This is a genomic window from Acaryochloris thomasi RCC1774 (genome assembly GCF_003231495.1).
Lineage (GTDB): Bacteria > Cyanobacteriota > Cyanobacteriia > Thermosynechococcales > Thermosynechococcaceae > RCC1774.
In genome coordinates this window covers 59773-84006 of sequence record NZ_PQWO01000017.1, presented here as the reverse complement: position 1 = coordinate 84006, position 24234 = coordinate 59773, and the positions used below count along the sequence as shown (strand labels likewise).

General features: G+C 51.0%; 24 protein-coding genes and 1 pseudogene. 17 read left to right on the top strand and 8 right to left on the bottom strand.

What is annotated here, in order from left to right; translation table 11 throughout:
• Positions 1 to 5 precede the first annotated feature (5 nt).
• Both C1752_RS21375 and crtD read left to right on the top strand, forming a co-directional pair.
• A pseudogene (locus C1752_RS21375) lies at positions 6 to 723 on the top strand (IS6 family transposase).
• A gap of 269 nt (positions 724 to 992) precedes the next feature.
• Positions 993 to 2516, top strand: coding sequence for a C-3',4' desaturase CrtD (gene crtD, locus C1752_RS21370; protein ID WP_110988087.1), 1524 nt, complete (start codon positions 993 to 995; stop codon positions 2514 to 2516).
• Positions 2517 to 2580: 64 nt separating this feature from the next.
• Here crtD and msrP read toward each other — a convergent pair whose 3' ends face one another.
• On the bottom strand, positions 2581 to 3570 hold the full coding sequence (gene msrP / locus C1752_RS21365) for a protein-methionine-sulfoxide reductase catalytic subunit MsrP (protein ID WP_110988086.1): 990 nt from the start codon (positions 3568 to 3570) through the stop codon (positions 2581 to 2583).
• Between the two features lie 152 nt (positions 3571 to 3722).
• On the opposite strand from msrP, the gene C1752_RS21360 reads away from it, so the two are divergent.
• From C1752_RS21360 to C1752_RS21350, 3 genes are all read left to right on the top strand, one after another.
• Positions 3723 to 4685, top strand: a complete 963-nt coding sequence (locus C1752_RS21360) for a cell division protein FtsQ/DivIB (RefSeq protein ID WP_110988085.1) — start codon at positions 3723 to 3725, stop codon at positions 4683 to 4685.
• Positions 4686 to 5097: 412 nt separating this feature from the next.
• Positions 5098 to 6201 (top strand): cell division protein FtsZ, encoded by a 1104-nt coding sequence (gene ftsZ / locus C1752_RS21355; protein WP_315865273.1) that lies wholly within the window; start codon positions 5098 to 5100, stop codon positions 6199 to 6201.
• A gap of 102 nt (positions 6202 to 6303) precedes the next feature.
• Complete coding sequence (locus C1752_RS21350; RefSeq protein WP_110988084.1) at positions 6304 to 7296, top strand: ribose-phosphate pyrophosphokinase; 993 nt, start codon at positions 6304 to 6306, stop codon at positions 7294 to 7296.
• Between the two features lie 41 nt (positions 7297 to 7337).
• Here the strand turns inward: C1752_RS21350 and C1752_RS21345 are convergent, their stop codons facing one another.
• Positions 7338 to 8246, bottom strand: a complete 909-nt coding sequence (locus C1752_RS21345) for a CoB--CoM heterodisulfide reductase iron-sulfur subunit B family protein (RefSeq protein ID WP_110988083.1) — start codon at positions 8244 to 8246, stop codon at positions 7338 to 7340.
• A 217-nt stretch (positions 8247 to 8463) separates the two neighbouring features.
• Between C1752_RS21345 and acpP the strand changes: the two genes are divergently transcribed.
• The 3 genes from acpP to tkt all read left to right on the top strand — a co-directional run bounded on the left by acpP (position 8464) and on the right by tkt (position 12200).
• Positions 8464 to 8706: an acyl carrier protein gene (acpP, locus tag C1752_RS21340; RefSeq protein WP_110988082.1), complete on the top strand. Its 243-nt coding sequence runs from the start codon at positions 8464 to 8466 to the stop codon at positions 8704 to 8706.
• Positions 8707 to 8775: 69 nt separating this feature from the next.
• On the top strand, positions 8776 to 10029 hold the full coding sequence (gene fabF, locus C1752_RS21335) for a beta-ketoacyl-ACP synthase II (protein ID WP_110988081.1): 1254 nt from the start codon (positions 8776 to 8778) through the stop codon (positions 10027 to 10029).
• A gap of 164 nt (positions 10030 to 10193) precedes the next feature.
• Entirely contained in the window at positions 10194 to 12200 is a 2007-nt protein-coding gene (gene tkt / locus C1752_RS21330; protein ID WP_110988080.1) for a transketolase, read from the top strand.
• Between the two features lie 83 nt (positions 12201 to 12283).
• Here tkt and C1752_RS21325 read toward each other — a convergent pair whose 3' ends face one another.
• A complete protein-coding gene (locus tag C1752_RS21325) occupies positions 12284 to 12835 on the bottom strand; it encodes a VOC family protein (RefSeq protein WP_110988079.1) in 552 nt (183 codons plus the stop codon).
• A gap of 235 nt (positions 12836 to 13070) precedes the next feature.
• Between C1752_RS21325 and ruvC the strand changes: the two genes are divergently transcribed.
• From ruvC to C1752_RS21310, 3 genes are all read left to right on the top strand, one after another.
• On the top strand, positions 13071 to 13547 hold the full coding sequence (ruvC, locus tag C1752_RS21320; RefSeq protein WP_110988100.1) for a crossover junction endodeoxyribonuclease RuvC: 477 nt from the start codon (positions 13071 to 13073) through the stop codon (positions 13545 to 13547).
• A gap of 248 nt (positions 13548 to 13795) precedes the next feature.
• On the top strand, positions 13796 to 14398 hold the full coding sequence (locus C1752_RS21315) for a MiaE family protein (RefSeq protein ID WP_110988078.1): 603 nt from the start codon (positions 13796 to 13798) through the stop codon (positions 14396 to 14398).
• A complete protein-coding gene (locus C1752_RS21310; RefSeq protein ID WP_110988077.1) occupies positions 14398 to 14883 on the top strand; it encodes a GNAT family N-acetyltransferase in 486 nt (161 codons plus the stop codon). Before C1752_RS21315 ends, C1752_RS21310 begins: the two co-directional genes overlap by 1 nt.
• Here C1752_RS21310 and C1752_RS21305 read toward each other — a convergent pair.
• The 3 genes from C1752_RS21305 to C1752_RS21295 all read right to left on the bottom strand — a co-directional run bounded on the left by C1752_RS21305 (position 14858) and on the right by C1752_RS21295 (position 17080).
• Positions 14858 to 15400, bottom strand: a complete 543-nt coding sequence (locus C1752_RS21305) for a GrpB family protein (RefSeq protein WP_110988076.1) — start codon at positions 15398 to 15400, stop codon at positions 14858 to 14860. The genes C1752_RS21310 and C1752_RS21305 overlap by 26 nt on opposite strands.
• Before the next feature lie 26 nt (positions 15401 to 15426).
• Complete coding sequence (locus C1752_RS21300) at positions 15427 to 16140, bottom strand: alpha/beta hydrolase (RefSeq protein WP_199464473.1); 714 nt, start codon at positions 16138 to 16140, stop codon at positions 15427 to 15429.
• Between the two features lie 76 nt (positions 16141 to 16216).
• Positions 16217 to 17080, bottom strand: coding sequence for a hypothetical protein (locus C1752_RS21295; RefSeq protein ID WP_146242394.1), 864 nt, complete (start codon positions 17078 to 17080; stop codon positions 16217 to 16219).
• A 235-nt stretch (positions 17081 to 17315) separates the two neighbouring features.
• On the opposite strand from C1752_RS21295, the gene C1752_RS21290 reads away from it, so the two are divergent.
• Positions 17316 to 18371 (top strand): zinc-dependent dehydrogenase, encoded by a 1056-nt coding sequence (locus C1752_RS21290; RefSeq protein ID WP_110988074.1) that lies wholly within the window; start codon positions 17316 to 17318, stop codon positions 18369 to 18371.
• A 1-nt stretch (position 18372) separates the two neighbouring features.
• Here the strand turns inward: C1752_RS21290 and C1752_RS21285 are convergent, their stop codons facing one another.
• Both C1752_RS21285 and C1752_RS21280 read right to left on the bottom strand, forming a co-directional pair.
• The gene (locus C1752_RS21285; RefSeq protein WP_110988073.1) at positions 18373 to 19059 is read right to left on the bottom strand and encodes a type IV pilin-like G/H family protein; all 687 of its coding nucleotides are present in this window, start codon (positions 19057 to 19059) and stop codon (positions 18373 to 18375) included.
• Between the two features lie 71 nt (positions 19060 to 19130).
• Complete coding sequence (locus C1752_RS21280) at positions 19131 to 20045, bottom strand: D-alanyl-D-alanine carboxypeptidase (RefSeq protein WP_110988072.1); 915 nt, start codon at positions 20043 to 20045, stop codon at positions 19131 to 19133.
• Between the two features lie 298 nt (positions 20046 to 20343).
• Here C1752_RS21280 and C1752_RS28555 point away from each other — a divergent pair, with 298 nt between their 5' ends.
• The 5 genes from C1752_RS28555 to C1752_RS21260 all read left to right on the top strand — a co-directional run bounded on the left by C1752_RS28555 (position 20344) and on the right by C1752_RS21260 (position 24234).
• On the top strand, positions 20344 to 20502 hold the full coding sequence (locus C1752_RS28555) for a hypothetical protein (RefSeq protein ID WP_158535160.1): 159 nt from the start codon (positions 20344 to 20346) through the stop codon (positions 20500 to 20502).
• Positions 20503 to 20659: 157 nt separating this feature from the next.
• Complete coding sequence (locus C1752_RS30645; protein ID WP_488656254.1) at positions 20660 to 20812, top strand: hypothetical protein; 153 nt, start codon at positions 20660 to 20662, stop codon at positions 20810 to 20812.
• Positions 20813 to 21120: 308 nt separating this feature from the next.
• Positions 21121 to 21546: an acyl carrier protein gene (locus tag C1752_RS21270; RefSeq protein WP_110988070.1), complete on the top strand. Its 426-nt coding sequence runs from the start codon at positions 21121 to 21123 to the stop codon at positions 21544 to 21546.
• Positions 21539 to 22864 carry an aminotransferase class I/II-fold pyridoxal phosphate-dependent enzyme gene (locus tag C1752_RS21265; protein ID WP_110988069.1) on the top strand — a complete coding sequence of 442 codons (1326 nt, stop codon included), beginning with the start codon at positions 21539 to 21541 and terminating at the stop codon, positions 22862 to 22864. Before C1752_RS21270 ends, C1752_RS21265 begins: the two co-directional genes overlap by 8 nt.
• 344 nt (positions 22865 to 23208) lie before the next feature.
• Positions 23209 to 24234: a Fe(3+) ABC transporter substrate-binding protein gene (locus tag C1752_RS21260; protein WP_233501796.1), complete on the top strand. Its 1026-nt coding sequence runs from the start codon at positions 23209 to 23211 to the stop codon at positions 24232 to 24234.

Sequence of the window (24234 nt, the reverse complement as noted above, 5' to 3'; positions counted from 1 at the left end):
CAGCAATGCCAGTTGATCAACCTTTCAAACGACGCCGCTTTCCATCCTTCATCATCTTGATGGCTGTACGCTGGTATCTTCGCTATCGCTTGAGCTATCAAGATGTTGTTGACATGCTCAGTGAGCGAGGGATCTACGTCAACCGTTTCAGTATTTACAGGTGGGTGCAGCGATATAGCCCAGAGTTAAATGAGCGGTGTCGCCCGCCGTCACTTGTGCCCCACCCATGACTCATGGAGAATCGATGAAACATACATCGATATCCAGGGACGGTCCTATTACCTCTGGAGAGCAATTGATTCATCGGGTTTCATGCTCGACTTTTTGCTCATGGCAAGGCGGGACACCAACGCCGCTAAACGCTTTCTGCGTAAGGTCTTACAGCGAGAGCATGTAGAGCAGATGCCCAGAGTCATCAATACGGATAAGTACGCCGTCTATCCTGGCGCAATTGAGGCTCTCCAACAGTCAGGTGAGTTATCTGAAGCGACGGAACACCGTCCGGTGAAGTACATGAACAATATTTTGGAACAGGACCACCGATTCATAAAACATAAAGTCAAGGCAGGACTGGGCTTTCAGAACTTCTGGAGCGCCAAGCGAACGATCCGAGGATACGAGACAATGAATGCGATTCGGAAGGGGCAGATCGTCGGCATTGAGAAAGGATATCTCCGGTCTCAGAATCACTTCATTTCCGAGATCTTTGGGGTTGCTGTTTAAAAAATCAGGGGGAAGCTTCCATTCTTGTGCCCTGAAAAGTTAATGCAACAGAACCGCTATGTCTTCGTATGTTTTGCTTGTCAGGATCAAGCTAAATTTTTACTTCAATCCTCCTGAGTAATCAATTCAATTCAAAACAATAAAATTGATCCACAGCGAGATCTCAGCAATGCGCAATTTTTCTGTAAGCATCACTTGTATAAAATAGATCTCCGAGGGGCTGATACTGAGAAACGCTATCATTAATTTATATAAACAACCTCTACCTCATGCCCCAAGCGCAACAGGTACCTTCACCGACTGGCTGCAAAGTCGTCGTAATCGGAGCCGGGATCGGTGGTCTCACGGCAGCATCTCTATTGGCGCACCGAGGCTATCAGGTCAAAATCTTTGAGCAAGCCCAAATCCCTGGCGGATGTGCCTCAACCTTCAAGCGTCGAGGATTCACCTTTGATGTGGGTGCTACCCAGGTTGCGGGCCTCGAACCTGGCGGCATTCATCACCGCATCTTCACTGAACTCGGTATCGATCTCCCTGCCGCTAGTCCCTGCGATCCGGCCTGCGCTGTTTTCTTGCCTGGAGAAGATCGCCCCATCTCTGTTTGGCGCGATCCTGACCAGTGGAAAGCCGAGCGCCAACGACAGTTCCCCGGCAGTGAGAGGTTTTGGCAACTGATGGCCGATCTTTTTGAGGTCAATTGGGCTTTCCAGTCCCGCGACCCCGTGATTCCGCCCCGCAGCCCTTGGGATGTGTGGCAGGCTGTGCAGGCGCTGCGGCCTGCCACGCTAAAGACAGTCCCCCATATCTTTTCCACTGTAGGGCAGACGCTCCGAGCGTTTGGATTGGGGCATGATCATCGCCTCAAAACATTTTTAGATTTACAGCTCAAGCTTTATTCCCAAGTGGATGCCGAAGAAACGGCTCTACTCTATGCCGCTACTGCACTTGGAGTATCGCAGCATCCTCAGGGACTTTCCCACCTATACGGCAGTATGCAGGTACTCAGCGATTGCTTGGTCGAAGCGCTCAAAAAATCTGCTGGAGAGCTCTATCTAGGACACTCAGTGCAGAGCATCCAGAAAAAGGACGACGCAAATCTCCCCTTCAAAGTTCAAGGGCATGATACCAAGGAGAACGAGTGGATCGAAGCGGCGGACCACGTTGTCGCTAACGTTACAGTGCAAAATCTAGTTGATCTATTGGGGAAGGCAGCTCCGGCCAGCTATCAAAAGCGAGTCCAGGGACTGCCGACCGCCTCCGGTGCTTTCGTTGTTTATTTAGGTGTTGCAGCTGAAGCGATTCCTGATGACTGTCCACCGCATCTGCAGTTTCTTTATGATGCTGACGGACCCATTGCTGAGAATAACTCCCTATTTGTTTCTGTCAGTCGCCCGGGTGATGGTCGTGCAACCGATGGTCAGGCAACGATTATCGCCTCTACCTTTACCGACCCAGATCAGTGGGAGCAGACCGACGATTATGAAGGCTTGAAAGAGAAGTATGCGGAAGATGCGATCGCAAACCTCAGTCAATACTTCACCCTCAACGCAAACACCATCATCCACCAAGAAGCCGGAACTCCCCGCACCTTTGAACGTTTTACCGCTCGCCAGAAAGGCATCGTCGGCGGTATCGGTCAGCGCGTCCCTAACTTTGGCCCCTTTGGTTTCTCCACCCGCACCCCCATCAAAGGACTTTGGCTCGTAGGTGACTCCACCCATCCCGGCGAAGGAACCGCAGGCGTTAGCTACTCTGCCCTGACCGCCGTTAAGCAGATTCAGGCGATGTCATAAACGGTCCAGTCATTGATCCCTGGCACCCGTAATATCAGAGATCGGAATCTTAAAAGTGCAGCGGCTAGCTGTATAGCTTACCCACGTACTCCTCATAACCGTTGTAGGGCAGTGTGGGCTGCTTCTCCCATGCATAGGAATTAGAGCCGGTCCCCAGTAAGCGTTCTTGAGACTGCGACCATCGAGGGTGTGGCACTTTCGGATCGACATTTGCAGTGAATCCGTATTCATTCGGTGACAGCGAATTCCAGAACGTCGCCGGCTGCTGGTCAAGAAACTCAATTTTGACAATGGATTTAGCTCCCTTAAACCCATATTTCCAAGGTAGAACCATCCTTAAAGGAGCACCATGCTGCTTCGGGAGTTCCCGGCCGTATATACCCACCGCGAAAAAGGCCAGTTCGTTGGCCATCTCAGCAATACTTAAGCCCTCTGTATAGGGCCAAGGCAGTGAGCCAGGTAAGAAACCAGGACCGGGGCAGACTGCCGGATCATAGAAAGAAGTAAAGCGAACAAATTTGGCCGTTGCCTTTGGCTCAACCTCCTTGAGCAGCGCTCGCATCGGAAAACCCACCCAGGGCACCACCATTGCCCAGGCTTCCACACAGCGAAATCGATAGATGCGCTCCTCTAGCGGGAATCGCTGCTTGAGATCATCGACATTATAGGTACGCGGATTATTGACCTGACCTGTCACCTCCACCTGCCAGTCGTTGAGCGGTAGCTTTTGCGCCGCCTTCCAAATTTGTTTATTGCCGCCAAACTCGTAGAAATTGTTGTAGCCAGCGGCTAAATCCTGAGGTGTTGCCGAACGATTGACCGTATAGCGAGTATTGCGTTCAGCCTCTAGCCGCGACGTTTTGAAGGTCGCAGCCAGCTCTGAAGGGTCCCCCGTTTTTGACTGGCGGACACAGCTCGCCGTCGAGAATGCAGCCATCCCTATGCCCATCCCCCCTAGCCCTTTGAGCAGTCGACGTCGTTGGTAGAAGACCGTTTCTGACGTCATCCGCTGCCGTTGCCTCTGCCACGGTTTCGGGGATCGAATTAAAACCATACTGCTCTCAATGCTCCGCTGCCAAAGGGCGACATCTTCTTACGGCCAAGATATCTTTAAACTGTACGCTGCTTACCGACGCAAGAGGGTCAGGGTCTAATACTATGAATATTCACTGATGTATACCAGAGCCTTAAGGCAAGGAAGAGGGGATGACAGACCCTGCAGCAGAATCTCAAATTGACCTCATTCGAGATCGGCACAAACAGCTCAAACGGCAGCGGCAAAATCGCTTCCTGCAGGCCGCTTGGCGAACGCTCGTGACCCTGAGCGTAGCTGTTGGCCTTGGCTGGGCCGTGAGTCAACCAGAATGGAAGCTTCGACAGCAGAGTCAGATTGCGATTTCGGGCAATAATCAACTGTCAACCGCTGGGCTGGAATCACTCCTACCCTTCTCCTTTCCGCTATCGCTGATTCGATTAGAACCGCAACGGATTGAGACGGTCCTACAAAAGCACGCCCATATTCAACAGGTGCTCGTTTCACGAAAGCTCTTTCCCCCCAGAGCAACTATTTTTGTTCAAGAGCGGCCCCCGGTGGCGATTACAAGATGCGATCGCTGTTTACTCGTTACAGACCCCGGCGATTCCAAAGCCCTGAAAATTGGCCCTGCAGACACCTGGATCCTTGACGATCAGGGCGTTGCATTACCAGCACAGTATTACCCTGCCTTCGCAAACGCCAAAGATCTACCCGCTCTCGAAATGGAGAACTTCTTAAGTCCTCTCCCCGAAACCGCAGTAGCTCCCCTCAAAAAAATAGCCGCAGCGCAAAACGCTAAACCAATGATTCTGAATCAACAGAAACAGAAACAGTGGCAGCGCATGTATTCAGTCCTGCAGAGCAGTTCGGTCATCAAATCAGATAGCCCCGTTCAGCTTTCATCTATTAACTGGCAAGATCTTGCCAATCTTAAGCTAAAGACGAAGTTAGGTGAAATTCATCTTGGTTCTGATGACAGTCACTTCGCTAAGCAGCTAAAAGCGTTAGATGAGATGCGATCCCTAAGTGACACCATTGATATAGAACAGATTGTTTATATTGACCTGCAAAATCCAGACCAGCCGGATTTAGAAATGCGTAATCCTCCAGAGCCTTCAGTGCCGCCCACCTAATCAAGGAAATTCCTCTATTTCATCTTTTTCGGCTGTTTTAGAAAGAAATTAGCCATTAAATAGAGAAAATCTCTTCAATTCTGTATCTATCGAGGCAATTGAGGTTGTGTTTCGGTCTCTGTGATTGGTTTTTCGGAACACTTGCCCTATACTTGCCCTAAGGTTTACGCGACGTCTCATTTACATTTGCCGTTTATTCACTCCCCCAATGACATTTGAAGAGCAGAATCGTTCTGTCCCGCCTCGTTCAAAAATTAATTTAGATCATCTCAATTCCAGTGCGGGTGACTCCTTTAGTGCTGGTATGCCCCAGAGTACTGAAGGGTTTGATGATTTGGATTCCATTCTTGATAATTTGGGACCCGATAATGCTCCAGTTACTCCTTCTGTTGAGCCAGAGAGTGATTACATCATGGCGCATGGTGCAGCAAGAATTAAGGTGATGGGCGTTGGCGGTGGTGGCGGCAATGCGGTCAACCGCATGATCGAAAGTAACGTTTTGGGCGTAGAGTTTTGGCTCCTCAACACTGATGCGCAGGCTTTGTCTCAAAACTCAGACGCGCAGCGTCTTCAGGTTGGACAAAAGCTGACTCGAGGTCTAGGAGCAGGTGGTAACCCTGCCATTGGTCAAAAAGCTGCTGAAGAGTCACGAGACGAGATCTCAGCAGCCTTAGCGGACTCGGACCTCGTCTTTATTACCTGCGGCATGGGCGGGGGCACAGGAACGGGTGCCGCGCCGATTGTAGCTGAAGTCGCCAAAGAGATGGGGGCGCTGACGGTGGGCGTTGTGACCCGCCCCTTCACGTTTGAAGGGCGGCGGCGGATGCATCAGGCCGAAGAAGGTATTGCAGCGCTGCAGTCGAGGGTCGATACGCTGATTGTGATTCCCAACGACAAGATTTTGTCTGCCGTTGCAGAGCAAACGCCTGTTCAAGAGGCCTTCCGAGTGGCTGACGATATCCTGCGTCAGGGTGTGCAAGGTATCTCTGACATCATTAGTATCCCTGGCCTGATTAATGTTGACTTTGCTGATGTTCGGGCTGTGATGGCTGATGCTGGCTCAGCCATGATGGGCGTGGGCACTGGCTCTGGAAAGTCTCGTGCGAAGGAAGCTGCAACAGCCGCTATTGATTCACCTCTTCTTGATTCTTCTATCAGAGGTGCAAGGGGTGTGGTCTTCAACATTACAGGTGGCTCTGATTTGACGCTCCATGAGGTTGGGGTGGCCGCAGACACCATCTATGAGGTGGTTGATCCCGGTGCAAATATTATTTTTGGAGCCGTGATTGATGAGGCGCTGCAGGGTGATATCAAAATCACCGTGATTGCAACGGGATTCACCGGCGATGACTCGACGCCGCTGCCCCCTCGAATTAAGCAAGCAAAGCCTAAGTCTGATGCTAGAACCAAGGCGAAAGTGGTGAAGAACCCTGCTGCGGCCCCACCCGCACCCGCGAAGAAGCCTGGCTCAGGGCTTGATATTCCTGACTTTTTGCAAAAGCGTCGGGGCTCGTAGTCTGCATCTGAAATTTTGGCTGTGAGAGCCTTGTGAAAATCGGCGTTCTGAAGGTAAATCGAGGATGCTAAAATCTCCAAGGATGCGCTTTAGGAACCTGTCGTGATCTCTTCTGCAACACTGGCCTTGCAATCTCCGTTACCGTTGGTTGCTGAGAATAATCGTCTTAAGCTTTTTTCTGGTTCTGCAAATATTCAGCTTGCCCAGGAGGTTGCGCGCTATCTGAGTGTTGATCTTGGGCCCATGGTGCGTAAGCAGTTCGCTGATGGTGAACTCTACGTTCAGATTCAAGAATCCATTCGAGGCTGTGATGTTTATTTGATGCAGCCCACCTGCCGTCCGGTCAATGATCACCTGATGGAGCTGCTGATCATGATTGATGCCTGTCGACGCGCTTCGGCTCGACAGATTACAGCGGTTATTCCTTACTATGGCTATTCGCGGGCCGACCGCAAAACGGCAGGGCGAGAGTCCATTACGGCCAAGCTGGTGGCGAATCTAATTACTCAGGCCGGAGCAAGCCGCATTCTGTCAATGGATCTACACTCGGCTCAGATTCAGGGTTATTTCGATATTCCTGTTGACCACGTTTATGGTTCACCGGTTCTGATTGACTATCTGGCTCAGAAAGAACTGCCGGATTTGGTCGTCGTTTCTCCTGATGTGGGTGGGGTGGCGCGGGCACGGGCCTTTGCCAAAAAGCTGGATGATGCGCCCCTGGCGATCATTGATAAACGCCGTCAGGCCCACAATGTTGCTGAAGTTATGAACGTGGTCGGAGATGTCGCAGGCAAAACGGCTGTGCTGGTTGATGACATGATTGATACTGGCGGTACGATCACTGAGGCAGCTCGTTTGCTGCGTGAGGAAGGGGCACGGCAGGTTTATGCCTGTGCGACCCATGCTGTCTTTTCACCCCCTGCGACCCAACGGATGGTAGACAGTGTGTTTGAAGAGGTTATTGTTACCAACACCATTCCAGTACCGCCAGAGCGTCACTTTCCGCAACTGCGGGTGCTGTCTGTTGCTAGCCTTTTAGGAGAAACGATTTGGCGCGTTCATGAAGACAGCTCTGTGAGCAGCATGTTTAGGTAAATGTAGATTGGGTTCTAGGTTCTCCAGCCGGGGGTAAGGGCTCAAAATCCTAGCTTTCGGAGAAGTGCCTGAGTTTTGACAACATGACGCTCTAGCCCTAGCTTCGAGGGTTCAATACCGAGAGCGAGGCCCACAAGCTGAGGGAGATGCAGGATGGGCAGACCTAAGGTTTTGCCCGTTGCCTTTTCGACTTCAGGTTGGCGGGAGTCTAGGTTGAGATGGCACAGAGGACAAGGCGTGACGATGCAGTCTGCTTGAGATGCGATCGCATCTTCCAATCGATTCCCTGCCATCTTAAAAGAAGCCTCAGTGGCATAGCTCGATAAAGGCCAGCCACAGCACTGCGTGCGCCCAGAATAATAGACCGGCGTGGCCCCCAGTGCCGCAAATAAATTCTCCATTGAACTGGGATTCACTGGGTTATCGAAAGGCAAAGAAGACTGGGCACGCAAAAGATAACAGCCATAGAAAGCAGCACATCTGAGGCCCGAGAGCTTCCGCTTCACCTGCTGCGTGATCATCTCTAAGCCGTAGTCCCCGACTAACGCCCACAGTATATGCTTGACCTCCGTGCTGCCCTGATAGGGTGAGCATTTCTGCTCCTGTAGAAGACCATTGACCTGATCAAAGTAGGCCGGATCGTCAGCCTTTGCTGCCTTTAATCGATCATCAACATGACCGATTACGCCTTGACAGGTACTGCAGTGGGTGAGCAGAGGTAGCTTCAGTTGCTCTGCCAGGGCAATGTTGCGGGCATTGACCGTATCTTCTAAAAGCTGAGACTCTTCTTTGAATGTTCCTGAACCGCAGCAGGCCGCCTTCTTGAGTTCGATCAGCTCAATGCCGAGGGTCTGGGCAATGGCCTGAGTGGCCATATTAAGCTCACGACAGGCCCCTTGCGCCACACAGCCTGGAAAGTAAGCATATCGGAGAGCAGGAATAACCGTCATAGGGACTTCAGGTGATAGAGATTTCACAGGGACCATTTCAGATTACACTGTAAAGAATGGCTTGAATCCTAACAGGCGTTACTGTGGTTCAACGCTCATGGATATTGGGATCAGGTAGCAATAAGATTGTCCAGTTCCTAGAAAAGCATGTGATCGTTGACCCTAGCTTGGGGATCAAACCATTTATCCTGTGAGTATTTCTAGAGAAAGAGAACCTATGAGCGATTCAGGTACGTTTGAGAAAGTCAAGTCTATTGTTGCCGAGCAACTCAGTGTTGACGCAGCGCAAGTTGTCCCCGATGCCAGCTTCCAAAACGATCTCAATGCTGACTCTCTGGACGTAGTTGAGATGGTCATGGCTTTAGAAGAAGAGTTTGATATTGAGATTCCAGACGAAGACGCCGAAGCGATCACCACCGTTCAAAAAGCAGTGGAATATATTGACAAGAAAGCTGCCTAAGCTCATTGCTGCGGCCGTTTGGCCGCAGCGCCCCTCCCCAACTTTCGATGTTGCCCGCAACCTGACATCATGACTGACCTAAATCGAAAACGCGTTGTTGTCACTGGACTCAGTGCAATTACCCCGATCGGGAATACGCTCCAGGAGTATTGGGACTCACTCCTCGCGGGGCGAAGCGGTGTTGGACCGATCACAGCCTTCGATGCTAGTAAACATGCCTGCCAGATTGCCGCCCAGGTGGAGGGATTTGATCCTGAAGCCTATATGGATCGCAAAGAAGCGAAGCGGATGGATCGGTTTGCTCAGTTTGCCGTGGCCGCAAGCAAGCAGGCGCTAGAAGATTCGCAGCTCAAAATCGACGACACTAACGCCACCGATATTGGCGTCATGATTGGCACCGGCATTGGGGGCTTGCAGGTTCTTGAAGATCAGCAAGAAATTTATCTGACCCGTGGGCCAAGCCGCTGTAGCCCGTTCATGATTCCGATGATGATTGCTAACATGGCTGCTGGCCTAACGGCAATTCATACGGGAGCTAAGGGTCCTAATTCCTGTGCGGTGACAGCCTGTGCCGCTGGCTCTAACGCCATCGGCGATGCGATGCGCTACGTGCAGATGGGCTATGCCAAAGCTATGATTTGCGGTGGGACTGAAGCTGCCGTGACGCCGCTGTCGGTGGCGGGTTTTGCCTCAGCCCGTGCCCTGTCCACCCGAAATGACGAACCCCAAAGAGCGAGTCGCCCCTTCGACAAAGACCGAGACGGCTTTGTGCTCGGTGAAGGAACGGGGATCTTAATTTTGGAAGAGCTGGAACATGCCCTCAGTCGAGGCGCCAAGATCTATGGTGAGATAATAGGCTACGGAAATACCTGCGATGCCTACCACATGACCTCCCCGACCCCTGGTGGTGAGGGCGCAACACGAGCCATTGAAGGATGTCTTAAAGATGCCGGCCTCGGGCCAGATGAAATTACCTATATCAACGCCCACGGCACCAGTACCTCAGCCAACGATACGACGGAGACTGCCGCCATCAAGCGAGCCCTAGGCGATAACGCCTACAAGGCGGCCATTAGCTCAACGAAATCGATGACGGGGCATCTGCTGGGTGGTTCTGGTGGTATTGAAGCCGTTGCTACTCTAATGGCAATTCATACCGATCACGTGCCGCCTACTATTAACCTTGAGAATCCAGACGAGGGCTGTGACCTCGATTACATCCCCAATCAAAGCCGAGCACTTGCCGTTAATGTTGCCCTTTCAAATTCCTTTGGATTTGGCGGTCATAATGTCACCTTAGCCTTCCGAAAGTACATTGGTTGAAGCTTGGCGGTGCTAGCGCGATCTCTGCTGACCTGCTTTGAATAAGCAGTGCCTTAAACCCTCGATGCTTTGATAGGCTGGGTTTATTAAGGTGATAATAAAAATTAATCGGCTGATTTCTCCCTTCTTTCCTTTGCTGTTCAGTACATAGAACCTACAAAATTATGGTTGTTGCCACCCAATCTTTAGATCAACTGTGCATTAATTCCATTCGCTTTTTAGCCATTGATGCGGTCGAGAAGGCGAAGTCGGGTCACCCGGGGTTACCAATGGGGGCAGCACCGATGGCCTTTGTGCTGTGGGATAAGATCATGCGGTTTAATCCCAAAAATCCACAGTGGTTTAACCGCGATCGCTTCGTTCTCTCTGCGGGCCACGGCTGCATGCTGCAGTACGCCCTTCTGCATTTGTCAGGCTATGACAGCGTCACCATCGACGACATTAAGAGCTTTCGGCAATGGGGGTCAAGAACACCGGGGCACCCTGAGAATTTTGAGACACCCGGAGTAGAGGTCACGACCGGACCTTTGGGGCAGGGCATCTGTAACGGCGTTGGTCTAGCGATGGCGGAGGCTCATTTAGCGGGTCGATTGAACAAGCCTGATGCAACACTCGTCGATCACTACACCTACGTTATCTTGGGCGATGGCTGCAACATGGAGGGGGTTTCGGGTGAAGCCTGCTCTTTAGCGGGACACTTGGGTCTTGGTAAGCTGATTGCACTCTACGACGACAATCACATCTCTATTGACGGCTCTACAGATATCTCATTCACGGAAGATGTCAGCAAGCGTTTCGAAGCCTATGGGTGGCACGTGCAGCATGTCGAGAACGGCAATACTGATTTAGACGCGATTCAGAAAGCAATTGAGGCCGCAAAGGCCGTCACCGATCGTCCGTCCATGATTAAGGTGACCACCACGATTGGATATGGCTCTCCTAATAAGTCTGATTCCGCCGGGATTCACGGTGCAGCCTTAGGTGATGAGGAGATCAAGCTTACCCGTGAGAATTTAGGCTGGGAGCATGAGCCGTTTGTGATTCCTGATGACGTTCTCTCTCATTTTCGTAAGGCGGTTGATCGCGGTGCCAGCGCTGAGGCGGAGTGGAATGAGACGTTAGCGACCTACCGCACTCAGTATCCTGAGGAAGCGGCGCTCTTTGATCGGATGCAAAAGGGTGAGCTGCCCGCAAACTGGGAAGCGGCACTACCGACCTATACCAGTGCAGATAAGACCCTGGCAACGCGGAAGCACTCCGAGATCACAATCAATGCTTTGGCGGGTGTCATCCCTGAAATGCTGGGCGGCTCTGCTGACCTAACCCACTCTAATTTGACTGAAATTAAGGGTGAGGGGAATTTCCAGAAGGGTACCTACGGTAATCGCAACCTCCGGTTTGGTGTGCGGGAACACGGTATGGGAGCGATCTGTAACGGGATTGTGCTCCACAACTCGGGCTTGATTCCCTATTGTGCAACGTTCTTGGTCTTTGCTGACTATATGCGGGCGGCGATTCGCCTTTCGGCACTGTCTGAGGCGGGCGTAATTTACGTCATGACCCACGACTCCATTGGTTTGGGTGAAGATGGTCCGACGCACCAGCCGGTGGAAACCATTGCGTCGCTGCGGGTGATTCCAAATCTAATTGTGATGCGTCCTGCTGAAGGAACGGAGACTTCTGGGGCCTATCAGGTTGCGATCGCAAACCGTAAGCGCCCCACTCTAATCGCTCTTTCCCGTCAGGGACTGCCTGATTACGATAATTCCTCTATCGAAGGGGTCACCAAGGGAGCCTATGTCCTGTCCGACAGCGACGGTACGCCAGACTTAATCTTGATCGGAACCGGCAGTGAAGTACAGCTCTGCACAAAAGCAGCTGACCAGCTACGCGGTGAAGGTAAGAAGGTTCGGGTCGTCTCGATGCCTTCCTGGGAGCTATATGACGAACAGGATGACGCCTATAAAGAGTCTGTGCTGCCTAAAGCCGTTAAGAAGCGTCTTTCTGTAGAGGCTGGCTGTGACTTCGGCTGGAGCCGCTATGTTGGTTCTGAAGGAGCTTCCATTGGCGTGGATGGCTTTGGTGCCTCTGCCCCTGGTGGTCTGGTCATGGAGAAGTATGGCTTCACTGTAGAAAACGTTGTCGCGAAAGCGAAGGAAGTACTGGGCTAATTGCCCACCGCAAACTTGAAAGGGCCCTCCAGTTGGGGGGCTTTTTGCTGTCTTCTATACTTGAAGTCTTGAAGTGATCTGTACTATGCAGAGACCTCAGAAAATTCAATGACGCTGCCGTCCAGAGTTTTGACCAGGAAATTGAGCGGCATTTCGCTGCGGAGCTTATATTTCACGTAGCGAGTCTGCACTCGCACCAAAATTTTCTCTAAGCAATCGTGATCAAAGCAAACGTGGCGCTGCCGATCTTTCTCGCCAATACTTGCCCCCGTAATCACGTGGAGCTGGACATTTTTCTTAAGCTGAAACCACAGCCCTTCATTGCCGCTAAAGCTTTTGCTCGCAGGGGTACCCAGATCCACCGCCGACATATAAATGGGATCTACAGCCGATAGTCCTAGCGTTTGCTCGTAGTTGTAGTAATAGTGCAGCGGTACATCTGCTGTTCGCAACTGCAGCTCATTTTCAAAAAACTGGCGCGCAACCTCCAAGTCCGACACCATTAGCGTATGCACCTTCGGAGCGCTGGATAAAAACATCCACATCGCACCGGCATAGGCCACCAGCAGCATGACCATCACGCCCTGGGTCGAAAGTAGGCCATCAAGCGCTAACAAAGGTCCAAATACACCCATGCTAGGCAGCGATGTGGAAAGATTAAACAGGCTAACCAAGGCAGTTCTTCCAGCGTCTGTGGACTTTGAAGTAATATACAGCGTAGCTCGGACTCTCAGTTAAGAGCTAGTCCTAAGTCCATTATAAAGAACCTCAGGCAAGCGCCAGGAGGCGAGCCAGCAAACCAAGGTAGGGATTACCGATTACCAAGTTAATGAACATCAGCTTCTCTTTGATCTTAGTCTTGCTACCGTGGTGAATCAGAGGATTCTAGGACTCGATCCAGGACTGGCCTCACTCGGGTTTGGTAGCCTGAGTTTGCCTGAGTCAGGGACAGATTTTACCCTTTTGGATTTTGGTATTATTCAGACCAAAGCTGGCGTGGAAGTCAGTCTGCGTCTACAGACCATCTATGACGATCTGCATTGCGTTCTGAAAGAAGCCCAGCCTGATTTAGTCGCTATCGAAAAGCTGTTTTTCTATAAGATGGCGAACACCATTTTGGTCGCCCAGGCGCGGGGCGTTGTGTTGCTGGTGCTGGCGCAGTGCCAGGTGCCCTATGTTGAGTTCACACCCGCTCAGGTGAAGCAGGCGCTCACCGGCCACGGGAATGCTGATAAGCATGATGTTCAGGCAGCCGTGGCTCGGGAACTGAAGCTAGACAAGATTCCGCGGCCTGATGATGCTGCCGATGCGCTGGCCCTGGCCCTGACGGCTTGGTTTCAGCGATAGACCTCCGTGTTTCTACGATTGGCAATAGATGAGAGATTTGCGATCGCAAATCTCCACGGTAGAAAAATCGAGCAATTATACTGAAATCCCAGCTTGTAAGGGTTACAGCCCTTTGACAATGGGCATCCTGAGTTAGTTGATAAGCCATACTGCCCCTAGCAATTTGTTAGGGGTTTCCCTTTAGCACTGCACCTCGACAAAATTCCATGACCACCGCACCATAAAGACAGACTTTGCTTTTTTGTTTTATGGTTGCCACCTCTCCAACGCCCACAATTAAGTTTCTCAAGCAGCCTACCTCTAAGGCTTGGGTTGAGCTTGCGATCGCAAATCTAGACACCATCCTCCTCGATCACTCTCACTGCGAACGCAAAGCAGCCGGAGTCGCGCTGAACATGATGTTCCGCTATCCCTCTTACAACAAGCTGGTGCGGACCTTAACAGCCATAGCCCAAGAAGAGCTGGCTCATTTTGAGCAGGTCAACCAGTGGCTTGATAAGCGAGAGATTCCCTTTAGCCCCCTGGGCGCACCACCCTATGGCTCTCAGCTCAGCTCCCAAGTCCGCCGTCAAGAACCCGAGCGCTTGTTAGATATGCTGCTGGTCTCAGGCTTGATTGAAGCCCGAAGCCACGAACGCTTGGGGCTACTGGCAGACCACATTGAAGATTCGGAGCTGGCCGCATTTTATCGGGGGCTGATGGCCTCAGAGGCCCGTCACTACGGTGCATACTGGGTTTTAGCCACGACCTATTTTGAAACGGATGTGGTGAATCAGCGCTTAGCAGAACTGGCTGAGTTTGAAAGTAATTTGCTCTCTGAGCTGCACCCGCATCCCCGCGTCCATAGTTGATGCTGCAGACTTTCAAGGACTTTGTAATTCGAGATTGGCAGACGACAGATCGCATCCCTGCTTCTGAGGTCATCCGCACTGTCTTGACTGAATATGGGCTGGGCTGGGAACCCGATGGTGCGGATATAGACGTCGTTGAAGTCGAAAAGCACTATCGGCTAGGTGAATTTTGGGTTGTGGAGCATCAGGGTGCCGTGGTCGGCACAGCGGCCTACTACCCCGTTCCGCGAGGAGAGCAGGCGGTGGAGATTCGTAAAATGTATCTGCAGCCCCAGGTGAGGGGGGGCGGACTGGGGCGATTTTTGTTGCGATCGCTAGAATCTAGAATTTCAGAACAAGGCTTTCGGCAAATTTGGGTGGAGACCGCTTCCGTGTTGGTGGAAGCGGTGCAGTTGTATGAGACCAGTGGTTACAAAGCGGAGACTGGCGTGGAGACAGTGAGATGCGATCGCATCTACACTAAGCGTCTACCGTCATCGAGCTAGCTTTCCATTGCTTAGCGATCTGCGTCATGGATTGAATAAAAGCCGTCTTACCGGCAGTATAGGCTTCACGATCTGTTGAAAACTGAGCTGCCAACTGACTTTTCAACTGCAAGTATTGCTCCGCTTCTGCCGGATGACTGCGGAGATAGTCTCGAAAAGTCAGGCGCTCCCAAAGCACACTATCCGCTTCCACCATATGTATGTGGTGGGTCCGAGGACCATTCGGCGGTAAACCTTTCACAAAAAACATTCGCTCTGGATCAGGGTTATCTGACCAATAGGCATAGCCCAAGGCGGCAAGTGGCTGTATTACTGATTCCTGAGCCTCGGTTAGGGAACGTACCTCGACGAGCAAATCAACAATTGGTTTTGCTGCTAATCCAGGAACTGCAGTACTCCCAAAATGTTCAATGCGCTTCACTAACGTGTCATCTAAAGCATTGGAGATGGTTGCAGCTTCCTGCGTAAACAATACAGGCCACTGGAGATTATATTCAACGATCACGACTTTATCCATAGCCTTAAAGCATTTCTAGCGCTGCATTACGAAGTGCGTTGAGCACTGTGGTCAAACTGTCCTTGCTGAAGAAAGGTGAGGGTTTGATCAATGACCTCTCTTTTATCCACCATCAAGGTATGGGAAGCATTAACGACGAGAAAATCCGTCATCCCTTCAACTTTGGTGCTAGCCAGCGAGACCTTGCCATCGTTGGGCTTGGGCAATAGTCGTGAGAGCAGTGGGTTGATGGGCTTAACTCCGGCAATAACGCCAACACAACCCGTTACAGGACCCAGATTTTTAGGCGTGCTATCTTGGCCGGTACTCAGTTCAAAACCTGCCGGTCCGTTGATGAGACGAAATCCCGGAACCCCTTTGAGTTTATCGACGACTTCGCTACCTTTATTCGGAGGCCCCAACATAACCGCACGACCAAAACTGAATTCAGGATGTTCTTTTAGATAAGCGCGCAGCAAGATAGCGCCCATAGAGTGCGTTACGAAATGAACGGGTAGGTGTTCACCAATCTCAGCCGCCGCCTGCAGAGCTTTGGGTATTCCGTCTTCAGCGAGTTGGACAATATTCGCTGACCGAGAGGGATAGTTGAGACCAATGACGGCAAAGCCCTGTTTGAGCAAGCGTTTTCTCAGTTGCTTGAGCGATCTTGCCGAACGAATGAGACCGTGTATGAGAACGACAACTGCTTTTGCGCAGTTGTCTGGCCAGTAAACTATCGTCTTTGCGGACCTTTGCGTCACAGTTACAGATCGTCCAACTCGTATGCAAGTAAATCACTACTGTAGCGTTCACTCATCGAAAGATGGCTGCGACAAGCTAGGCTACGGCCCTATTCTTGCTCCTTGCATAAGAACGCCCTAAAAGAGCACCAGAAATCAGCAGAATTGGTAATAGACTCATCCGAGGATCTTCAGGTACCTCTGGGAGAGGTCCGGGGGTCGGATTGAGGCCCGCTTCGATAGCCGCATAGTCGAGAATATTGGCTCGTAAAGCAATCACTTCGGGCTTAGGATTTTGAAAATTCGTAGTCGTTAGACCACCGAACAGAACTAAACCTGAATCGAAGCGTTGTTCAGCTAAGACCGCTTGCCCCAAGCTATCGTTGATTAGCGGCGCAATATCAGTACCTGTCACATAGTCATGGGAGAAAGAGAAACCACTGAAAGAGGAACCTGTCAATCCTACAGGCCCGTTGAAGATCGGGTGATTGGGATCAACAGCAGCAGCAGTATCAGAAAAAGCATCGTTTATTAACGTCGCTCCGAACCCTAGATCAATAGGGGCGGGGGAGGTGTTTCTAGCTGCATTCAAGAATAGTGAGCCTCCGTCAGCGACCCAGGATTCTAAAGAACCCCTGTTTTCATCTAAAAAGCCTCTAAATTCGCCTCCAAGAGAATCCCCGCCGTCTACATACAGAACCTGATAAGTGCTAGGGGTAAATATTCCGTCTTGAACTGCATTCCCAAAAGAAAGCTTGTCCCAGTTCCCCTCACCAAAAGCGACGTTTAGGGCTTGGTCATTTTGAGCGTTGTCCCACGGATTGCCTGCGCCGCCCCCTGCTTCGCTAGTCCCGGTGATATAGCCAATACTTGCAGCATTCGCCGCTTCAGATGTGACACCCCCGCTCAGGACCACGCAGGTCATCAGAAGTAGTCGCGGCCAGATAGTTTTAAATCTCATGTATTGGGTTCCTCTTCGATGGGTTTGTGATCTTGTACCGAACAAGCTGCTTTTTATTTTTGGCAACTACATTTCCTGCCTATGGACGAAGCAACTCAACTGGAGGAAAATTCGCCTGACTATTTCAGACTTCATATTACTACAAACCTTTACCATGGCTAGAACGAGCAGTATGTTCCCTTGCCAAGGCTAGAGCAGAACTGATTGAATGCTAGTGGACACAGGGAGAAAAGCTATGAAAGCGCAGGTATTTCGAGGGGTCAACCAGCTCAGCTATGAAGAGGTTCCACAACCCGAGCTAGCCGCAGATGAGGTTTTAGTGCAGGTTAAAGTTGTCGGGCTTTGCCAGTCAGATATCAAGAAAATTCTCTATCCCCTCTACGAACCACCTCGTATCTTTGGTCATGAAACCGCAGGCGTTATCTCTGCCGTTGGTGCAGATGTTGAACGCTGGAAAGTGGGGCAGCGGGTAATTGTGCTGCACCATATTCCCTGCATGCACTGTGACTATTGCCTCAATGACAATTTCTCGATGTGTGACGTTTACAAAAACATCACGACTACCGCTGGGTTCACTCCTAGCGGCGGCGGGTTTGCTGAATATGTGAAAGTACCGGGTCACATTGTCCGCCAAGGCGGGTTAATGGAAATCCCCAGCGAGATTACTTTTGAGCAGGCCAGCTTTGTAGAGCCGACCAATTGCTGTCTGAAGGCGGTTAAGAAAGCTAATATTCAGCCCGGTCAAACGGTTCTGATTACAGGGGCCGGTCCCATTGGCCTAATGTTTATCATGCTGGTGAATCACTTTGGGGCACGTGCGATCGCAACAGATCTTCTCCCCAGTCGCATCGAAAAAGCCAAAGAAGTGGGCGCAACAGCTGCCTTTGACGCCCGAGACTCAGATCTTCCGCAGAAAATCCAAGACCTCACGCGAGGCTTAGGCGTCGATGTCACCATTCTCGCCGTTCCGAGTGATAAAGCTTTCTTTCAGGCCCTCGACTGTACCCGTAAAGGGGGCAAAATTCTATTCTTTGCTGAATTCCCCGATCAGATTGAAATCCCCATCAATCCCAATTTGCTCTATCGACGTGAGATTGATTTGATGGGCAGCTACAGCTCCTCATTCCGACTACAGCAGCTGGCTGCCGACATCGTGTTTCAAAAGAATATTGATGTTGATGCTCTGGTGAGCGATCGCTATCCCCTCAGCAAGTTGGCTACGGCTGTTGAACAAGCCACTGCCCCCACCGCCGAAACCTATAAAATTCTTCTGTACCCTGAAGAAGCTTAATTTACTCAACCGCAGTGGAACCCGATGCACACTGAATTGATTTACCCGCCAGCTTCGGAGGCTTCGGTGCCTGTTGTGCCGGTAGATTGCTCCGGCAGATACCACTGATCGGCGTACTGCCTTCAATGCTGTAGGCGGCCCCCACATAGCTCGTGATGCCAGGGATCTTTGCGATCGCAACCACCACCGCTTCCTTCGTGTCAGCCCTGAGCACCTTGAACTGATACTCCGTCGTTTCCTTGGGTACTTCGTCAGAGAGCTGCCCTAGGTTTGGGACAAACGTGCCCCCCACAAATCGTTCCGTTTGCTGAAGCAGCAAAATATTGTCGAGATAGGTCTTGCCCGTGTCTTGCCGCGCAATATTGCCCTGCTTTTCAGCTTCCTTGACCGCCTGACTCACAACCTGCTGTTCTTCCTTCGGCAGTGGACTGGGCTTGTTCGTCGCCGGTTCTATTGATGGCGTTTCTGCCCCCGTTGACGGCTGCTCCACCTTCGCCGTTGAAGGCGTTGGCTCCTCACCACCGGGTAATTCACTCGCCGCTGGGCTGGTAGGTGTCGCTCCAGGATCGGTTGTACTCACTGGAGGCTGAGAGCTGTCCCCAAACCAAGAGCAGCCCACCACCATGACGCCACAGAAGCTGGCTGCAACCCTTATGATTACTCTCGAATGATTGAATAGATATGCCATATTCTCAGGATGCCCTGATCTCACTCATCATCGCCAGTTCAGTGTATCAAAGCGACCTACCCTCCCAACCATTAGAGCGACGTAGATCCATAGCCACAGGGCCGAGAGCGAGCCATATTAACAACAATCTCATCAATCGTCCGCACTAAAACCGAACCAGACCGAGAAGACTGATTCGCCAAAATGCTGAACGCTAGCGGTCCATAGTCAGGATGCTGGAGATACCCAGACAGCGCCCTCACACCGCGTAGCGTTCCCGTCTTTGCCCGTACCTGACCTCTCAATGGCTTCAGGCGATTTCTCAGCGTACCGCTCTCTCCAGCGCTGGGCAGCGAATGATAGAACGTTGACCAGTTGGGCGTTCGGCTCATGCCCCGCAGAGTAGTGACCAATGTCGCGGGTGAAGCGAGGTTGTATCTTGATAATCCCGACCCATCCTTCTGTCGGTACTGGCTTGGATCAACGCCGAGATCTCCCAACAAGCGGTTGCGGACAGTTTGCTGTCCCCCAATCTTACGCAATAGGAAGTCAGCAGAACGATTGTTGCTGTAGGTGTTGATGGTATTAACCCACTCGCTCAGTGGCTTAGAACCCATCGGGAATGAAGGGCCTAGTGACTGCAGGGCCGCAGCCGTCGTCAAAATTTTTGTATTAGATGCCGGAATAAAGTGGCGATCGGCATTGTGGCTGTACAGGACCGTTCCCTGATCCAACGACGTCACCAAAACTCCCCATCCACGCTGTGCCACGTAGGAGCGATTAAGAATTGAATGCACCGTCTGGGGCAGAGATGTGGCACAAGAACTATTGCTCCATGCACGAGGCTGAGATGGATCTAGGGTCTGAATCTCTTGGCTTGCTGGGATTGTTGTCGGGAGTGCTGTTGCTTCTGAAGTGAAGAGAGAACCAATCGTGAGGGCCGCTAGGACAGCCAGCACCGCGCGCAATCGAGCGGGGTGCGCAGACACCTGAGAAAGTTTGTGCATGGATGGAGAACTCGGGGTGAGTAAATATAGATAAACGCTGATTTTAAAGGTGAACTGTCAAAATTCAGAAATATCAAGCGACCATAGAATTTAGCGAATACTATCACTCGACGGTGTTTCTGTATACAAATAAACTCTCTTACATATATAAATATTGTTCCCGCCTCCATCCTGAAGAGCGCTTTCCCTGATCAGACTCACCCAAGAGGATGAGAGCAGATAGATTTAGCTTGCGTGAAAGTCTTGTCAGACGTACCGACTTGGCTAATAGAACAACCTCTTTCTGGCCTCAACTCGTATGAATCATGATTTTTTTAGAGCAACCCTATTCCGGGTAGCCAATTACTATCATGAGCTACCAACCGGATCTGTGGGGTTCCATAACCATAACGGTGCCAGCGATAGTGAGAAGATTGAGGGGCTGGATGAAGAGTTTGACGACCCCTTGCCAGCATAATGGAAGCGACTCTGAGCGATCTGTCCTATGCAGGATCCCTCTCTATACGAAAGTTCCCACGGATCAAAAACCAGCTTTGAACAACCTTGGCTGAGCTTACTTTCATGCCTCGCTTTCCACAACCTCCCAGCCCTAGGGTCGCGCGTTCTGCAGTGAATTGGCATCGCCGGCTGCCTATGAAAAATGGATCGCTAACCTATCGATCTATGTAGTGCAGTACAATGCACTGCAGGGTTTGAACGCAGGTATCTTCAGCCTCTATTTAGATGATGATCAGTTTTTCGTGTCGTTCTTGTACAAGCTCTTGTAGCAGTCTTTACTTGGATGCTTTGTACTTGATTGAGCAGAGTTTTGTCTGTGAGCATCAAGATCTGTATGTCTTAACTCTGTGGCAGCAACGCTTGTTCCGTGAGTACTGTTGCTTCCCTAGCTTTGCCCGTTCTTTGCCTGTGAATCGATGGATGCGACGCACGGCTGCTGATCTGATGCGTAACCAGGCTATGGCGCAAAACCAAGAGAACGGCCAGAGAACTGGATGTAGGGTAACTAAGCTGCTCTTCTACGGTTCCCAGCTTAGCTTGATTCAGTTAACCTGTGTTTAAGGTGCGAGAAAGAGTAATGTCCCTGCAAAAACAGTCTACCCCTCCCCAGAATGTGATCGATAGTGATGCAAATCAGCCTTCAATTGAGGACATTCAGGCTTGGTTGAGCTCCCACTTGGCGGAGGAACTAGAAATTGAAGTGCAGTCTGTCAAGCCAGATAGAGACTTTACTGAGTATGGATTAAACTCCATAACCATGATTAACCTTTCTGGGGAACTGGAAAGCTTTCTAGGGTGTCGTATAGACCCGACACTGGTATTGAATTATCCCAATATTCAATTATTGTCAGAACAGTTGATGCAGCAGAGTTCGCTCTCAGCTCCGTCAAGGAGTCCGCAGCAGCAAGAAGCTGAGCGAATGCTGACGCAGGTTGACCAGATGAGTGACGAAGAGGTGGAAGGACTGTTGGGTAATCTCTTAGCAGAAAATGAGCATGGGTGAGTCTGCTAACCATGTTGCCGACTTATCTGCGGCTGAAAAGCGAGAGCTATTGGCGCAGCTTCTAACAGAGAAGGCTGCGGGTTCGCTGCAGATTCCGGCCGAGGCTTGTCACTTTGACTTATTTCCTGAAGTGCAGCAGCTGCACCAGCAGCAGGAACAGATTCAACTGCTTGGCATTCAAAATCCTTATTTCTCAACGCATACGGGGACTGCACTCAATACGACCACCATTGCCGGTCGTGAACTTATCAATTTTGCGACCTACAACTATCTAGGGCTCTCGGGTCATCCCATTGTGTCGGCGGCGGCCAAGGAGGCTATTGATTGCTACGGTACTTCGGTCTCGGCTAGTCGAGTTGCCTCTGGTGAGAAGCCTTTGCACCTAGAGCTAGAACACAGTATTGCGAAGCTGATTGGGGTAGAAGATTGCGTCACGTTTGTGGCGGGTCATGCGACGAATGTCACCACGATTAGTCATCTTTTTGGTCCGAACGATCTGATTCTCTATGATGCGCTCAGTCATAACAGCGTCATTCAAGGCTGTCAGCTATCTGGGGCACGTGCGATCGCATTTCCCCACAGCAATAGCGCAGCCCTAGAAACTCTTTTGCAAAAGCAGCGCCAGCAATATCGACGCGTCTTAATTGTCATTGAAGGAATTTACAGTGCCGATGGCGATATCCCCCCGCTGCCAGACTTTATCAAGCTAAAACAGCGCTATAAGACTTTTTTGATGGTTGATGAAGCGCATTCCATTGGCGTATTAGGGCAACATGGGCGCGGCATCAGCGAATACTTTGGCATTGATCCGACCGACGTTGATGTGTGGATGGGGACGCTAAGCAAATCCTTCGCTAGCTGTGGTGGCTATATTGCAGGCAGCAAAACCCTTGTAGACTATCTCAAATGCACTGCTCCCGGCTTTGTCTACAGCATCGGCATGTCTCCGGCAAACACAGCGGCGGCATTGGCGGCCTTAGAGCAGCTCAGCGCTGAACCAGAACGGGTTGCCCAGCTCCATGAGCGATCGCAGTTTTTTCTCGAGCTAGCCCGATCTAAGGGACTGAATACGGGCACGAGCCAGCACTCTGCGATTGTGCCGGTTATTGTCGGCGATACCTTAAAAGCTTTTCGGCTCTCTCAGATACTGTTTCAGATGGGGATCAACGTTCAGCCGATGATTTACCCTAGCGTTCCCAAGAATGAAGATCGCCTCCGCTTTTTCATTAGCTGTCTACACACCGAGGACCAGTTACGGACCACCGTTTCTGCTGTATCTGCAGCTCTAGAGCAGATCGATCACGAAGACGCTCCCTAAGACGATCCGGCTAGATCGCTCGCCACGGAAACCGCCAAGGCTTTGCTTGAAAGACAGCGACAGCCAACGGATTGCTTCTTTCTCTTGTGTAGATGATGCTGAATCGACTCGTCGAATCAGCACGTGGCGAACTTCACCCAAGTGCTCGAAGATGATGAGCCTGACTTCGCTGAAGGTCTAATCTCTTTTTAGGAAGCCCGTCCATATCGCCGATTGACGGCATGAACAGCAAGTGAAACCTTGCTCGGATTGACAGATGGGGCAAAACTTCGATACCTTAGGATTCCTATTAAGAAAGATTTTCATTAAAGAGACCGATACTTGTCATGCGTAATTACAGGCATATGGGACGTTGCTATCTTGCTGGACTCGCTGCATTAGCTCTATGGGGGTGTGCCAGCCAAGATTCATCGCCGCAGGCTGAGGTCAATGTCTATTCGGCCCGTCACTACGATACCGATCAGCTTCTCTATGACACCTTTACAGAACAAACCGGCATCAAGGTGAATTTGATAGAGGGCAAAAACGACGAGCTGCTGGAGCGGATCAAAAATGAAGGCAGCAATACAAAGGCCGATGTGCTGGTGATGGTTGATGCTGGCCGTCTATGGCGAGCAGAAGAAGCTCAGCTGCTGCAGCCTATCTCGTCTGCTGCGCTAGAAGAAAAAATTCCTGCAAGTTTGCGCCACCCGGAGGGGCTGTGGTTTGGGTTGACGCGCCGAGCCAGAGTCATTGTCTATAACAAAGACCGCGTCCAACCTGATCAGCTCTCGACCTACGAAGATCTTGCCCAGCCAGAGTGGAAGGGACGCGTCTGTGTTCGTAGCTCTAGTAATGTCTATAACCAGTCACTTCTGGGTTCTATGGTTGAATCGCAGGGTACTGAAAAGACGGAAGCTTGGGTGAAGGGGCTGGTGAGCAACTTTGCCCGTGATCCTGAAGGGGGCGACATCTCACAAATCAAATCGGTGGCTGCGGGACAATGCGATGCCGCTATTGCCAATCACTACTATGTGGCTCGACTTGCCAGTTCAGAGAAGGCAGAAGATCTGGACGTTACTGCTAAAACAACGGTGTTGTTTCCAAATCAGGACGGGCGTGGAACCCACGTTAATATTAGTGGCGCAGGTGTTGTCGCTAATGCACCTCATAAAGAGAACGCCGTCAAGTTTATTGAGTATTTAGCCAGCCCTGCAGCCCAAGCTATTTTTGCCGATAGCAATAATGAGTATCCGGCCGTAGAGGGAACTAAGAACTCTAAGATTATTGATACCTATGGCGAGTTTAAGGCTGATACGGTTAACGTCAGTGCCTATGGTCGCAATAATCCAGAAGCGCTGAAGATAGCTGACCGAGCGGGTTGGAAATAG